The organism is Stenotrophomonas maltophilia (assembly GCF_013464485.1).
GTDB lineage: Bacteria > Pseudomonadota > Gammaproteobacteria > Xanthomonadales > Xanthomonadaceae > Stenotrophomonas > Stenotrophomonas maltophilia_AW.
Map to the genome: position 1 here is coordinate 1 of NZ_RAUX01000007.1, position 13,727 is coordinate 13,727.

The window sequence follows — 13,727 nt, forward strand, 5'->3', positions numbered from 1 at the left end:
GTGTGGCCAGGCAGGACACGCCGTAGACCCATCCATGGGGGCTCGATGGCGCCATCCATGGCGCCAACGGTCCTGCCTGCCCACACCGCCCCGCGCCTGACAGTTCCCTGCGACCTGTTGGGGTCGGATCCCGTTGCTGTGCAACGGGCTCTGACCCGGGAGCAGATGGACATGTCTGTTCGATTCATTGATTCCTGATGCGTGACTGGCTCCACGGAGCCTGCCTCGACGCCAGACCGTGGGCAGCGGTCATCGCAATGACATCTGGCCCCGGTACGGTTTGAGCCCGCTTGCTGGTCGCGCGGGCCGGGTCTCCGGTCGTGGCGCGCGTCCACTGCAGCTGCTGTCGCTGCCGAGGGTCATGTGTTCTACGTCAGGGGGCTGAATGGACACCATGCGGTCAGAACTTGGAAGGTGGCCATCGCCGCATGGCTGCTGTTGTCCTTCGCCGCTGTGGCGCAGGACGGTGTTCATGCCTACGACATCCCTGCGCAGCCGCTGGAGCAGGCGGTCGAGCGCTTCAGCGTCATCAGCGGGTGGTCGGTGATGTACCCGGGCGATCTTGCCGCCGGCCGTAGCAGCCATGCGCTGCGCGCCAGCCTTGCGCCGCTGCCTGCCTTGCAGATGCTGCTGCAGGATTCCGGTATCGAGGCCGAGGTGATCGGCGAGCAGCGTGTGGTGCTGCGCCGAGGCACGCCCGCGGCAGCCGAACCCGGTATTGGCGCCGAGCTCCCGGATGCCGAGCGTCGGCGACGCTATGGCGGCCTGCAGCAGCGGCTGCGTGCGGCGTTCTGTGACGACCCCGAGATCGCGCCCGGCCGCTATGCCGCAACGCTGCGCTTCCGCGTCGACGGCGAAGGTCAGGTGCAGCAGCCCGAACTGCTGTCGGGCAGCGGCAGTGCCCGCCGCGATGCGCGCCTGCTTCACGCGCTGCACGGCCTGGTACTGGCGCCCGATGCCGCCGCGCTGCCGCAGCCGGTGACGCTGCAGATCCGACCTTCCGGCACCGACCACGACTGTGGCCGGCGCGCGCCCCTTCCATGACTTCAAGGATTCGAACATGAGCAACGGTACGGCTGGGGCAGTTGACCTGATGGACCACCTTCTGGGGGCCTACGACGAGCTGAAGCGCCGCCTGGTGCGCAAGCTGGGCTCGGAGGAGCTGGCCGGCGATGCGCTGCAGGACACCTGGATGCGCCTGAGTGCGCGCCGTGACCGCCTGGATGCCGTGCAGAACCCCGCGGCCTACCTGCTGCGCATGGCGATGAACACGGTGATCGACCGCCAGCGTGCCGACCACCGCCTGCTGAGCCTGGAAGAGGTGGATACGCTGATGGAGATGGCCGACCCGGCACCGGGCCCGGCGCAGGCGGCCGAACTGGATTTCGCGCTGGAGGACATGGTCGGCCTGCTGCAGCGCATGCCCGAGCGCCGACGCCGCATCCTGCTGGCGATCCGCGTCGATGGCCTGCAGCAGCGCGACGTCGCCGACCAGCTGGGCGTGTCGCTGCGGCTTGTGCAGCGCGAGCTGAAAGCGGCCCAGGACTACCTGGCCGAGCGCAGCGGACAGGGACGTCAGGTGCGGTTCTGAGCGACGGCATCCGTCTACACTTTGACGCCGAGCAGAACCCCGCAGCGTGCGGGTCCGGCATGAGCCCCCATGGATCCTGACGATCGCCCGCAACGCCCGCTGGATGCCGTCGAGCGTCAGGCCCACGCGTGGGTGGTGCGGCTGACCTCGGGCGAGGCGACCGCCGCCGATGGGCGCAGGTTCCGCGAGTGGTGCGAGGCTGACCCGCGTCATCGCGAAGCATTCGGCCGTGCGCGCCGGCAATGGGAGCAGGTACGCCTGGCCGGCGAACAGCTGCCCGCCGCTGCGCGCCAGCCGGTCGCGCCGATACCGGCCCAGCGCTGGAGCCGGCGCGCCTTCCTGGGCGCCGCGATTGCCGCACCGGCCAGCCTGGTGGTGGTGGCGGCGATCCGCCCGCCGCTGGGGCTGTGGCCCTCGGTGACGGCGATGGCGGCCGATTTCCACACCGGCACCGGTGAACGGCTGCAGATCGCGCCCTTGCCGCAGCTGAAGATCGAACTGGATACGCAGAGCAGCCTGCGCCGTCGTTCGGACACGCAGGGCGAAGGCTTCGAGCTGGTGCAGGGCCAGGCCGCGATCGAAACCCAGGCAGGCCTGCGCCTTGCCCTGTTCGCGGGGCCGGGCTGCGTGATTGCCGATGAAGGTGCGGTGCGCCTGGACGTCCGCAACACCCACGGCCAGGTACGGGTAACCTGCCTGCAGGGCAGCGCCCGCATCGAGCACCCGCAGGGCCGCCTGCAGCTGCAGGCGGGCCAGCAGACCCAGTACGACGAGCGCCTCAGTGGCGTGGTGGCCGAAGCCCTGGCCTCGGAAGTGAGCGCCTGGACCGAGGGCATGCTGGTGTTCCGCCGCGCTCCATTGCGCGAGGTGGTGGATGAAATCAACCGCTACCGCCGCGGCAAGGTGCTGCTGGGCGAATCGGCATTGGCGCGGGCCCCGGTCAGCGGCCGTTTCCGCATCGATGATCCGGACGCGGCGCTGGAGCAGCTGCGACTGACGATGTCGCTGGATCTGCGTCGCTTTCCGGGTGGCATTGCCGTCCTTGGTTAGGTGAAGTCGCTGGCCGTGCGCGCCGCGCAGGGCTGTTGCAAGCAAGGAGACGCCAAGGATGCGCAACGAGACCATCGGTGTGCTGGATCTGCGCCGCAATCTGTCGGCGCTGCTGGAAACCACGCAGCGACGGCCATTGATGGTGCATCGCTATGGATCGCCGTGGGTGTGCGTGGTCTCCGATGCGCAATGGCAGCAACAGGCCGTTCTGCTGGAGTTCGATCCACAGTCCCACCCGTTGGCGATGCTGTTGCGGCTGCAGCAGCAGGTGCTGCCCCTCGCTGAGGCCGGCACGCTGCCGCCTGCGGCGATGGCGCGTGTGCTGCTGCTGATGGGCATGCACGGCATCGACGATCTCGTGCAACTGCACGAGCAGGTACAGCATCATCGTCTTTGGCACTGGTTCGTGGCCGGCAGCCATGGCGTGATGGATGGCTGGCAGCTGCCAGCGCTGCGTGTTGCGATGGCGTCATGGCTGGATGACGTGGACATGTCCGACGCGCTGGCGGCGTTCGCGCAGCGTAGTGAGGTGGCGATTCTGGCGCGGCGCTGCGGCGGCGACGTACCGCGACTGGAGCGCGAAGCCTGCAGGCAGATGACGCTGCGATGACGTTGCTGATGAAGCGCCACGCAGCGCACAGAGATGCATTCGCGTTGTCGCTTCACCTGCCTTGCTGACGTCTTCTGCAGAGTACGACGCACCACGCGTCGCGGAGCACGGGCGGCGCCGATGGCAGACAGTCGCAGGATCAGCATGCTGGAGCTGGATCGTCACCTGAGCCAGTCGCTGGAACAGGCACGGCATACGCCCGTGAACGTGCAGCGCTATGGGCACTCGTGGGTCTGGGTACTGTCCAGTGACGCCTGGGCAGATGCGGCGCGCTGGGCGGCACTGGACAGCAGCGCGCATCCGCTGGCGGCGTTGCGGCGCGCCCTCGACCTGCAGCTGCGGCCCTGGCCCGAAGCGGCCATGAACGCGCTGCCGCTTGACGCGGGCGATGTGCGGCTGCTGCAACGTGCGGCGCTGCTGGTGGTCGTGCGTGATCTCAACAGTGCGCAGCGCGTGTACGACGATCTGCGCTACCACCAGGCCTACCGGATGTTCATCGGCCTCGACCATGGCACCGCGTGGTCGCCGATGCAGTGCGTGCGCCTGCTGCAGGCCTGCGCGCACCCGTTGCTGCGCGGCTGCATCGACGATGCGCTGGCCAGCGTGCCGCAGCACCTGTTCGAGTCTGCATGTGCCCCGGCTACACGTGTTGCGCCTGCACAGGCACACGCGCAGCGAATAGCAGGCGGATGTTTATCGTACTGACACATGCACCGCTGACCATGGCGCAGCGGTCTCTTCCAGGATGACGAGGGCGGAACAATGGCAAGGCAGGTGGGTAGTCGCAGGGCTCGGCAGCAGGGTTTCAGCCTGATCGAGATCATGGTGGTGGTGGTGATCATCGGCATTCTCGCGGCATTGATCGTGCCGCGGTTGATGGACCGTCCCGACCAGGCGCGCGTGGTGGCGGCGCGCCAGGACATCGCGGCGCTGATGCAGGCATTGAAGTTGTTCAAGCTGGACAACGGTCGCTATCCCAGCGCCGAACAGGGCCTGCAGGCGCTGGTGAAGCCGCCGCAGGGCGGTGGTGCGATGCCGGTGACACCGTATCTGGATCGCCTGCCGAATGACCCATGGGGCCATCCGTACCAGTACCAGATTCCCGGAACCCACGGCGACATCGATGTGTTCTCGCTGGGTGCGGACAGCAAGGCCGGTGGCGACGCCGGGAACGCGGATATCGGCTCCTGGCAGCTGTGAGGCGTGCAGATGACAGCCCGGACGCGTTCGGTCCCGTGCACCCGCCAGCGCGGCATGGCGGTGATCGTCGCCCTGCTGGTGGTGGCATTGGTGGCGGTGATTGCCACTGCACTGCTGACCCGGCAGTCGGCACAGCTGCGTGCGCTGCGTGGCGACCAGCTGCGTGCGCAGGTGCGCATGGCGGTCGATGCCACCCTGGAGCGCGCGGCGCAGCAGCTGCGTGAGGATGTAAAGGAGCAGCTGACCACGGTGCGCGGCGGCCGTTGGGCGCGTCCGCTGACGCTGCAGTTGCCGCTGCCGGTGCAGTTGCAGCTGGTCGATGCACAGTCCATGTTCAACCTGCGCAACCTGCTGGCGCATGGCCGGCCGGACCCGGAGGCGCGACGCGCGTTCATCGCGTTGTGTGCCGGGCAGGGGCTGGGGCAGGGTGCCTGTGCATCTGCTGCCGACCACATCCAGGCGCGGCTGCGTGATGGCGACCTGCAGGCGCAGGCGCCGTTGCCGCGTGAATCGCTGATCGAGCAGGCCCTGGCGGGCGCCGACCCAGTGGCGGTGCAGGCACTCGCTGGGCGCACCGTGGTGCTGCCGGCCCAGACCCTGGTCAATGCCAACACCAGTGACATCAGCGTGTTGCAGGCGGTCACTCCCGGCGTGGAGCCGGGGCGCCTGCAGGCGCTGCTCGGTGAGCGCGACGGTGGCCATTGGCTGCTCAACCGCGGTGATATCTCCAATCGACTGCAACTGAGCAGCGCGCAGATGGCCGTGGTGCCGCTTGGCATTCATAGCGAGTGGTTCCTTGCCGTCGGCCAGGTACAGGCCGATGCCAATGCGGTCGACTTCCGGGCCCTGATCTGGCGCGAGTATCGCGATGACAGTGTGCGCGTGCAGCGTGTGTGGACGAGGATTGGAGCATGAGCGTGCAGCTGAGGGTGCGCCTGCCGGCGCTGGAACACCTGCGCGCCGACAGTACGGTCGAGTGGGCGCAGATGCACAAGGGTGGGGTGCTGGCCCATGGCCGCGAGGGCTTGGCCGTGCTCGGGCAACGTCATCCGCAGGCCGAGGTGCTGGCCTGTCTCGATCCGCAGGACCTGATCCTGCTGGAACTGCAGCTGCCGCCACTGTCGGACCGCAGGCTGCAGGCCGCACTGCAGGGCGAAGTAGAGGCGATGCTGCTGGATGACCTGCAGGAGGTCGCGTTGGCACACGGTGCGCAGGCGGCGGACGGCACGGTTCCGGTGGCCTGGCTCGGCCAGCAGGCAGTCCTGCAGGCGCAGCAGCTGCTGGCCTCGTGCGCACTGCAGCTTCAGGCGCTGTATCCGACGCCGCTGCTGATGCCGTGGCAGAACGGCCAGGCAACGCTGCAGGCTGACGGTGAGCATCTGCTGGTGCGCTGCGGGCGCGATCGTGGTTTTGTGCAGTGGTGCGGTGGGCGCGACACGGCGGCGGTGCTGCAGTCGCTCGCGACGCGTCTTCAGCAATCCGGGGTGCAGGCCGTGCAGTGGATCGACAGCGTGCCGTCGGCGTGGCCGGAGAACCTGCCGGCCACCGTGGTCGCGCATGAACGACAGGCGTGCGGACCCGTGCCAGCGTGGTCGTTGCCACTGCCGGGTCTCAGCAGGCAAGCACCACGACTGGCGATCGGCCTGGCACTGGCAGCAGTGCTGCTGGCTGCACTCGGCCTGCAGCTGCAGGTCTCGCGTTGGCGGATCGAGGGCGAGGCCCTGCAACAGGACATGGCACGCCAGTTCAGCGCACGCTTCCCGGAGATCACCGACGTGGTGGACCCGGTGCTACAGGCAAGGCGAGCACTGGCCGTGCCACTGCCGGCACCGCCGTTGCCGCCGCTGCAGCGTCAGGTAGCCGGCACGCTGCAGGCGGTTCCCGAGCTGGCCGGGCAGGTGCGCAGCCTGCATTACCAACCCGGGCAGCTGGACATGGAGCTGGATGCCGATGCCCAGGCACTGGCCGACGATCCGCAGCGGCTTGAGCATTGGCAGCAAGCGGTCCAGGCGCAGGGCCTGCAGTTGGCGCGCGAAGCCGGTGGAGGCCTGCGGGTGAGCGGAGCTGGACAGTGACGATCCGAACCCTGCGGTTGCGCGATGCAATGGAGGGCCTGCAGCAACGCTGGCAACGCCTGCCACCGCGCGACCGGCTGATGCTGTGGGTGATGGTGGTGACGCTGCTCGCGGCGGGTCTGTGGATGTTGTGGCTGGAGCCGCTGCTGAAGCAGCGCACGCACTGGCAGGCCGAGCTGCCGCGGCTGCAGGCACAGGCGCGTGTACTGGCACCACTGCTGCAGGCACGCGAGCGCCAGCAGCAGACGCAGGGGCAGCGCCCGACGATGGCCGGGTTGCGTGATGGAATCAAGTCAGCCGGCCTCGCCGACGGACTGCATATCGAAGCGCGCGACGGGCGTTGGCACCTGCAGGTGCACGCGGTGCCCGCTGACGCGCTGTGGAACTGGCTGCTGCCCGTGCTGGCCGATCCGGCCATCGAACTGCAGCAGCTGCAACTGACACGCACAGGGGATGCGAACATGCCGGCGGCACGGATTTCCGGAAACATCGTGATGGCGCTCAACGTGGGTGCCCATCCATGAGGGCGATGCGCAGCCTTGCCTGCAGTACCGCACTGGCCTTGATCGTGTGCATGGCCCACGCACCGGCGTCGGTGCTGGCGCAGGACGCTCGCGATGAGCCGGTGCAGTTGAACCTGGTCGACACCGATATCGGTGGCGTGTTGCGCATGGCCGCACGCTTCACCGGCCGCCAGTTCCTGGTCGACCCACGGGTGACCGGCAAGATGACAGTGGTTTCCGATGGCCCGGTCAGCCGTACCCAGGCCTACCAGTTGCTGTTAGGCGCACTGCGCATGCGTGGCTTCGCCGTGGTAGAGAACGGCGGCGTCAGCCGGGTGGTGCCGCAGGCCGAGGCCAAGCTGTTGGGAGGACGCGTCGGCACCGGTGGTGCCGGCGGCGAGGTCGCCACGCGCACCTTCGCGCTGCGCTACGAGAACGCGGCGGCACTGGTGGCGGTGCTGCGTCCGATGATCAGTCCGGACAATCCGATCACCGCCAATCCAGACAACAACACCCTGGTGATCACTGACTACGCCGACAACTTGGAGCGCATCGCACGGGTGATCGCAAGCGTCGATACACCGGCCGGCATGGACACCGATGTGGTGAAGCTGCAGCAGGGTATTGCTGTTGACGTGGCGGCGATGGTCGCGCCGCTGCTGGATGCGCAGGGCGCCGAACCGAGCCAGAAGGTGGTGGTGATGGCCGACCCGCGCAGCAACAGCGTGCTGCTGCGTTCCAGCAGCCCAGGCCGCACCCGTCTGGCGCGGCAGCTGGTGGAGAAGCTGGACCGCGCGCAGGACGAGTCCGGCAACCTGCATGTGGTCTACCTGCGCAATGCCCAGGCCAACCAGCTCGCCGGCGTGCTGCGCGGCGTGGTGGCCGGACAGAGCGATGCACCGGCAATGGGCAGCAACGAAGGCATCACGCCACTGCCGGGTGACGCCAACCGTTCCACGCCCGCGCAGCCGTCGCAGCCGCAGCAGGCCAAGACCGGGGGCAATGCGCTGGAATCACAGCGACTGGACCCGAGCCGCCGTGACCCGATCGACGCGGGAAGCACCGGCTTCAGCCAGAACGGCATTTCGGTGCAGGCGGACGTGGTCACCAACACGCTGCTGATCTCGGCGCCGGAGCCGGTGTACCGCAACCTGCGGCGTGTGATCGACCAGCTCGACCAGCGTCGTGCGCAGGTGCTGGTCGAGAGCCTGATCGTGGAGGTCAACCAGACCGACGCGGCCGAGCTGGGCGTGCAATGGATGCTGGGCAATGGCCGTACCTTTGGCGGCACCCACTTCGGTGGCGCCACCGGCGGCAGCGGGTTGAGCACCACCGCGCGCACCACCCTGGACGTGCTGCCCAAGGACGGCCTGAAGATCGGTGTGATCGACGGCACCATCAACCTGCCCGGTGTCGGTCAGATCCTCAACATGAAAGCGCTGGCCAACGCGCTGCAGAGCAAGGGCGGCGCGAACATCCTGTCCACGCCGAACCTGATGACGCTGGACAACGAGGCGGCCAGCATCATGGTCGGCCAGACCGTGCCGTTCGTCAGCGGTCGTTACGTGACCGACGGTGGTGGCGGCAGCAACAACCCGTTCCAGACCATCGTGCGCGAGGACGTGGGCCTGAAGCTGCGCGTACGCCCGCAGATTTCCGAGGGCGGCACGGTGAAGCTGGACATCTACCAGGAAGTCAGCAGCATCGATGCGCAGAGTGCCAACAGTGCCGTCGGCATCATCACCAACAAGCGTGCGCTGGATACCAGCGTGCTGCTGGACGATGGCCAGATCATGGTGCTTGGTGGCCTGCTGGAGGACAACGTCAGCCATGGCCGTGATGCGGTGCCGGGCCTGGGCAGGATCCCGGTGCTGGGGGCGCTGTTCCGCAGTGATACGCGCAAGCGTTCCAAGACCAACCTGATGGTGTTCCTGCGCCCGCACGTGGTGCGTGACCCCGCCGCCGGCCAGCGCCTGACCCGCGACCGCTACGACTACATGCGCAACGCGCAGGCCGGCGCGCAGCCGGTACAGAGCTGGGCATTGCCGGCGCTGTCCGCACCGCAGCTGCCGCCGCAGGACCTGTCTGTACTCGGCCAGGGCAATGCGCGCGATGGCCAGGGCCAGCCGCTGCAGAACACCAGCCTGGCAGCGTTGTATCCGGCCGGTGACGGCGATGCGCAGCTGGTGCAGTTCGCGCAGGGGCTGGACCCGGCACGTGCCAGTCAGGGCGTGGCGCAGGTGCGGGCACTGGGCCTGCAGGCCTATGCCGAAGCGACGCCGGGCGAGAGCGGGCAGCGCCTGCGCGTGCGACTGCCGCGCGATCCGGCGACGCTGGACCCGGCACTGCAGCAGCTGCGCGGGCTGGGCTACACGCCGGAACTGGTGATCGGGCCGTGAGCGCGCCTGCGCCACTGCCGTATGCATGGGTGCGCAGCCATGGCGTGATGCTGTCCGAAGCCGGTGGCGAGCCGGTGCTGCTGGGAACGGCCGACACCGCCGCGTGGGCGGTGGCCGAACTGCGCCGCCGGCATGGCCCGTTGCCGTTCCATGCGCTGGATGCGGCGACCTGGCAGCAGCGGCTGGGTGAGCAATACCGTGACGGCGGCGATGCCGCTGCCGTGGTCGGTGCCGCCGAAAGCGAAGTCGATCTGGATCGGTTGATGCAGGACATGCCGGAGGTTACCGATCTGCTGGATGCGCAGGACGATGCGCCGGTGATCCGCATGATCAATGCGCTGCTGGCACAGGCTGCACGCGATGGCGCCAGCGATCTGCACATCGAGCCGTTCGAGACCCATTCGGTGGTGCGCTACCGCGTGGACGGCACCCTGCGCGACATGGTGCAGCCACGGCGCGCGCTGCACGCGGCGCTGGTGTCGCGCATCAAGATCATGGCGCACCTGGATATTGCCGAGAAGCGGCTGCCACAGGACGGGCGCATCGCGATCCGCGTGGGCGGGCGGCCGCTGGATATCCGTGTCTCCACGGTGCCGACCGGACATGGCGAGCGTGCCGTGCTGCGCCTGCTGGAGAAGGATGCCGGACGCCTGCAGCTGCAGCGCCTCGGCATGGCCGATGACACCCTGGCCACGTTCACCGGATTGATCCGGCAGCCGCATGGCATCGTACTGGTCACCGGGCCGACCGGCAGTGGCAAGACCACGTCGCTGTACGCGGCGCTGGGCCAGCTCGACAGCAGCACCAGCAACATCCTCACCGTGGAAGACCCGGTGGAGTACGACTTCGCCGGCATCGGCCAGATCCAGGTCAACGCGCGCATCGGCATGAGCTTTGGCACCGCGCTGCGCGCGATTCTGCGTCAGGATCCGGACACGATCATGATTGGTGAGATCCGCGACCTGGAGACCGCGCAGATTGCGGTGCAGTCGTCGCTGACCGGCCATGGCGTGCTGGCGTCCCTGCACACCAACGATGCGATCTCGGCGGTGACCCGCCTGGCCGATATGGGCGTGGAGCCGTTCCTGTTGGCCTCGTCGTTGCGCGGCGTGCTGGCGCAGCGGCTGGTGCGGCGGCTGTGCACGCAGTGCCGGCGCGCCGAGGTGGATGGCGACGGCCGTACCGTGTGGCGTGCGGTGGGCTGCGCGGCCTGTGCCAACAGCGGCTACCGGGGGCGTACCGGCATCCACGAGCTGTTCGTGGTGGACGATCGCGTGCGTGCGCTGATCCATGAAGGGCAGGGTGAACCTGCGCTGCGCGAGGCGGCACGGCGCGCCGGGATGCGGACCTTGCGCCAGGACGGCCAGCGTTGGGTCGACAGCGGGGTGACCACGCTGGAAGAGATCCTGCGCGTCACCGGCGACGACTGAGGCAGCGATGGCATTGTTCGACTACCAGGCCGCCAACGCGCAGGGCCGCATCGAGAAGGGCCAGCTGGACGCCGACAGCCCGCGCGGCGCGCGCCAGGTGCTGCGCGGTCGTGGGCTGACGCCCGTGCAGGTCAGCGCGGCGCGCAGTGCGGGCAGTGGCTGGGGCACGCGCCGGCTGTCTGCCAGCGAGCTGGCGTGGGCCACGCGGCAGCTGGCCAGCCTGCTGGCCGCCAGCCTGCCGCTGGAAGGCGCTTTGAGCGCGGTGATCGAACAGGCTGAGCGCCCCCATGTCGCGCAGGCGCTTACTGCCGTTCGTGCCGATGTGCGCGCTGGCCAGCGCCTGACTGTTGCACTGGCAGCGCGGCCACGCGATTTTCCGCCGATCTATCGGGCGCTGGTGGGCGCAGGTGAAGACTCCGGTGACCTGGCGCGGGTGATGGAGCGCCTTGCCGACTACATCGAAGAACGCAACGCGCTGCAGGCCAAGGTACTGACCGCCTTCATCTATCCAGCGGCGATCAGCCTGGTATCGGTGGCGATCGTGATCTTCCTGCTCAGCTACGTGGTGCCGCAGGTGGTGACCGCGTTCGTGCAGGCGCGGCAGACGTTGCCGATGCTCACGCAGGTGATGCTGGCGGCCAGCGCGTTCGTGCGCAGCTGGGGCGTGTGGGCGGGGCTGGCCATCGCTGCGTTGGTGGTGGCGTGGCGGCTGGCGTTGCGCCGGCCCGAGCTGCGCCTGCGCTGGGACGCGATGCTGCTGCGGGTGCCGATGGTCGGGCGTTTCGCGCTGGGTGTGAACAGTGCGCGCTTTGCCTCGACGCTGGCGATCCTGCTGGATGCCGGTGTGCCACTGCTGCGTGCGTTGGAGGCGGCGCGGCAGACGCTTGGCAATGCGCTGCTGGCGCGCTGTGCCGATGATGTGGCTGCGCGCGTACGCGAAGGTGCGGCACTGGGTGCGGCGTTGAAGGTACAGAAGGTGTATCCGCCGATCCTGGTGCATCTGGTGGCCAGTGGCGAGAAGACCGGTTCGCTGGCGCCTCTGCTGGATCGCGCCGCGCAGACGATCTCGCGCGAGATCGAGCGTCGCGCGATGGCACTGACTGCGTTGCTGGAGCCGACCATGATCCTGGTGATGGGCGGCGTGGTGCTGACGATCGTGCTGGCGGTGCTGATGCCGATAATGGAAATGAATCAGCTGGTGCAGTGATGCGCGAAGCGCATCACGGGTAGAGTCGACTGTTAGTCGACTAGCGCGCAGAGCGCGTGCTTCGTACTGCTACTGGTTGTGAAGAGCAGTCGACTAACAGTCGACTCTACCCAGTCGATTCCATCAGGTCGATTCCATCAGGTCGATTCCATCAGGTCGATTCCATCAGGTCGATTCGATCCAGTCGATCGAGCGGCGTCGTTGGAACGTGGCATGGGCCGATTCTCCACACAATCCTCCACACCTTTTTCTGATCTTCCACAGGTTTCTTAAGCGGCCTGTCATCGGCGCGGACCAGCATGGACACGTCGCCGCAGAGTGGGCTGGGAGGCCCTCGGCGGCAGCAGGCGTGTAGTGACCGTTCCTCCCTTGGTGTTTCCCTTCGCAGTAAACCCTTCAGGAGAAGATCATGAACAAGTACAAGACCCTGGCCGCGCTGGTTGCTACCGCGCTGCTCGCCACCGCCGGTGCCGCTTCGGCCCAGCAGTCCCTCATCAACGGTGGTGGCGCCTCGCTGCCTGCCGATCTGTACAAGGGCCAGGCCGACAGCATCCTGCCGGCCAACTTCAGCTACGCCGTGACCGGCTCGGGCACCGGCAAGAAGGCGTTCCTCGAGAACACCATCGGCCTGTTCATCACCAACGGCACCGGCAACGTCCATTTCGCTGGCAGCGACTCGGTCCTGAGCAGCACCGAGATCAGCAACTACAACAGCTCGGCGCTGGCCTCCACGCTCGGCCCGGTGCTGCAGCTGCCGTCGGTCGCCACCTCGGTCACCGTGCCGTACAACAAGGCCGGTGGTGATCTGAACCTTGACGTGGCCAAGATCTGCGGCGTGTTCTCGGGCAAGATCAATGACTGGTCGCAGCTGGACAGCGCCCGCAGCGGCGCCATCAAGGTCATCTACCGCGGCGAAAGCAGCGGCACCAGCGAGCTGCTGACCCGCTTCCTGACCGCCGCCTGTGCCACCGAAGACCTGAGCGCCACCCGTCTGGTCGGCGGCAAGTTCCAGGTCAAGTCGACCTTCGCCGATCTGTTCACCCGCGATGCGCAGAACAACCTGCCGGCCTTCCTGGAAGCGGCTCCGGCCACCGGCGGCACCTCGCTGTACAACCGTGTCTACCAGGTTGCCGGCGCCATCGGCTATGTCGGCCCGGACGTGATCCCGAACCTGCAGGATGCGACCAAGATTGCCAAGGTGAAGGGCTTCTCGCCGGATGAAGTGAGCGTTGCCGCTACCCTGAACACCGTCGCCCCGCCGACCGGTGCCGACATCGCCAACCCGGCCAAGTGGGTGCCGGTGTTCACCAACCCGACCGCCGGCTACCCGATCGCCGGTTACACCAACCTGGTGTTCGCACAGTGCTACCGCACCCTGCCGCAGCGCCAGGCTGTCCGCAACTTCCTGGAAAAGCACTACAACCTGGGCGTCGATGGCAACAACGATGCTGCCGTGCGTGCGCACGGTTTCATCCCGCTGACCCAGACCTGGCGTGAAGCCGTTGCCAACAACCTGATCTCGGCCACCCCGGCCACCGGTCTGGGCAACGCCAGCACCTGCGCCGGCATCGGCCGTTGATCCACCGTACCTGCTGAACAGGGCGCCGACCGCGAGGTCGGCGCCTTTTTTTTGTGGTCGCGCCGAATGTGAAGAAGCTGTCG

At 67.9% G+C, this 13,727-nt stretch carries 13 protein-coding genes; all 13 read left to right on the forward strand.

Annotated elements, in window-relative coordinates; translation table 11 throughout:
* Nucleotides 1–363: 363 nt before the first annotated feature.
* The 13 genes from D7Y61_RS03205 (at nucleotide 364) to D7Y61_RS03265 (ending at nucleotide 13,644) form a co-directional block, all read left to right on the forward strand.
* The gene (locus D7Y61_RS03205) at nucleotides 364–1,044 is read left to right on the forward strand and encodes an STN domain-containing protein (protein ID WP_180864966.1); all 681 of its coding nucleotides are present in this window, start codon (nucleotides 364–366) and stop codon (nucleotides 1,042–1,044) included.
* 16 nt (nucleotides 1,045–1,060) lie between these two features.
* Nucleotides 1,061–1,591, forward strand: a complete 531-nt coding sequence (locus D7Y61_RS03210) for an RNA polymerase sigma factor (protein WP_032128154.1) — start codon at nucleotides 1,061–1,063, stop codon at nucleotides 1,589–1,591.
* Between the two features lie 69 nt (nucleotides 1,592–1,660).
* Entirely contained in the window at nucleotides 1,661–2,641 is a 981-nt protein-coding gene (locus tag D7Y61_RS03215) for a FecR family protein (protein WP_049463064.1), read from the forward strand.
* Nucleotides 2,642–2,699: 58 nt separating this feature from the next.
* Nucleotides 2,700–3,251, forward strand: coding sequence for a hypothetical protein (locus tag D7Y61_RS03220; protein ID WP_180864968.1), 552 nt, complete (start codon nucleotides 2,700–2,702; stop codon nucleotides 3,249–3,251).
* A 144-nt stretch (nucleotides 3,252–3,395) separates the two neighbouring features.
* Nucleotides 3,396–3,956, forward strand: coding sequence for a hypothetical protein (locus D7Y61_RS03225; RefSeq protein WP_258010197.1), 561 nt, complete (start codon nucleotides 3,396–3,398; stop codon nucleotides 3,954–3,956).
* A 57-nt stretch (nucleotides 3,957–4,013) separates the two neighbouring features.
* Entirely contained in the window at nucleotides 4,014–4,451 is a 438-nt protein-coding gene (gspG, locus tag D7Y61_RS03230; protein WP_180864970.1) for a type II secretion system major pseudopilin GspG, read from the forward strand.
* A gap of 9 nt (nucleotides 4,452–4,460) precedes the next feature.
* Nucleotides 4,461–5,366 carry a type II secretion system minor pseudopilin GspK gene (gspK, locus tag D7Y61_RS03235; protein WP_180864972.1) on the forward strand — a complete coding sequence of 302 codons (906 nt, stop codon included), beginning with the start codon at nucleotides 4,461–4,463 and terminating at the stop codon, nucleotides 5,364–5,366.
* Complete coding sequence (gene gspL, locus D7Y61_RS03240; protein ID WP_180864974.1) at nucleotides 5,363–6,526, forward strand: type II secretion system protein GspL; 1,164 nt, start codon at nucleotides 5,363–5,365, stop codon at nucleotides 6,524–6,526. Before gspK ends, gspL begins: the two co-directional genes overlap by 4 nt.
* Nucleotides 6,523–7,050: a type II secretion system protein GspM gene (gene gspM / locus D7Y61_RS03245; protein ID WP_180864982.1), complete on the forward strand. Its 528-nt coding sequence runs from the start codon at nucleotides 6,523–6,525 to the stop codon at nucleotides 7,048–7,050. Before gspL ends, gspM begins: the two co-directional genes overlap by 4 nt.
* Nucleotides 7,047–9,428: a type II secretion system secretin GspD gene (gspD, locus tag D7Y61_RS03250; protein WP_180864984.1), complete on the forward strand. Its 2,382-nt coding sequence runs from the start codon at nucleotides 7,047–7,049 to the stop codon at nucleotides 9,426–9,428. The genes gspM and gspD overlap by 4 nt, the downstream gene beginning before the upstream one ends.
* Nucleotides 9,425–10,858 carry a type II secretion system ATPase GspE gene (gspE, locus tag D7Y61_RS03255; RefSeq protein WP_132810252.1) on the forward strand — a complete coding sequence of 478 codons (1,434 nt, stop codon included), beginning with the start codon at nucleotides 9,425–9,427 and terminating at the stop codon, nucleotides 10,856–10,858. The genes gspD and gspE overlap by 4 nt, the downstream gene beginning before the upstream one ends.
* 7 nt (nucleotides 10,859–10,865) lie before the next feature.
* Complete coding sequence (gspF, locus tag D7Y61_RS03260) at nucleotides 10,866–12,065, forward strand: type II secretion system inner membrane protein GspF (protein WP_180864986.1); 1,200 nt, start codon at nucleotides 10,866–10,868, stop codon at nucleotides 12,063–12,065.
* A 409-nt stretch (nucleotides 12,066–12,474) separates the two neighbouring features.
* A complete protein-coding gene (locus D7Y61_RS03265; protein ID WP_049400282.1) occupies nucleotides 12,475–13,644 on the forward strand; it encodes a substrate-binding domain-containing protein in 1,170 nt (389 codons plus the stop codon).
* Nucleotides 13,645–13,727 lie beyond the last annotated feature (83 nt).

Bases quoted from the DNA above. Each gene is read 5' to 3' on its own strand.
- D7Y61_RS03210 (WP_032128154.1), top strand. From the start codon at position 1,061: ATGAGCAACGGTACGGCTGGGGCAGTTGACCTGATGGACCACCTTCTG.
- D7Y61_RS03215 (WP_049463064.1), top strand. From the start codon at position 1,661: ATGGATCCTGACGATCGCCCGCAACGCCCGCTGGATGCCGTCGAGCGT.
- D7Y61_RS03220 (WP_180864968.1), top strand. From the start codon at position 2,700: ATGCGCAACGAGACCATCGGTGTGCTGGATCTGCGCCGCAATCTGTCG.
- D7Y61_RS03225 (WP_258010197.1), top strand. From the start codon at position 3,396: ATGCTGGAGCTGGATCGTCACCTGAGCCAGTCGCTGGAACAGGCACGG.
- gspG (WP_180864970.1), top strand. From the start codon at position 4,014: ATGGCAAGGCAGGTGGGTAGTCGCAGGGCTCGGCAGCAGGGTTTCAGC.
- gspK (WP_180864972.1), top strand. From the start codon at position 4,461: ATGACAGCCCGGACGCGTTCGGTCCCGTGCACCCGCCAGCGCGGCATG.
- gspL (WP_180864974.1), top strand. From the start codon at position 5,363: ATGAGCGTGCAGCTGAGGGTGCGCCTGCCGGCGCTGGAACACCTGCGC.
- gspD (WP_180864984.1), top strand. From the start codon at position 7,047: ATGAGGGCGATGCGCAGCCTTGCCTGCAGTACCGCACTGGCCTTGATC.
- gspF (WP_180864986.1), top strand. From the start codon at position 10,866: ATGGCATTGTTCGACTACCAGGCCGCCAACGCGCAGGGCCGCATCGAG.
- D7Y61_RS03265 (WP_049400282.1), top strand. From the start codon at position 12,475: ATGAACAAGTACAAGACCCTGGCCGCGCTGGTTGCTACCGCGCTGCTC.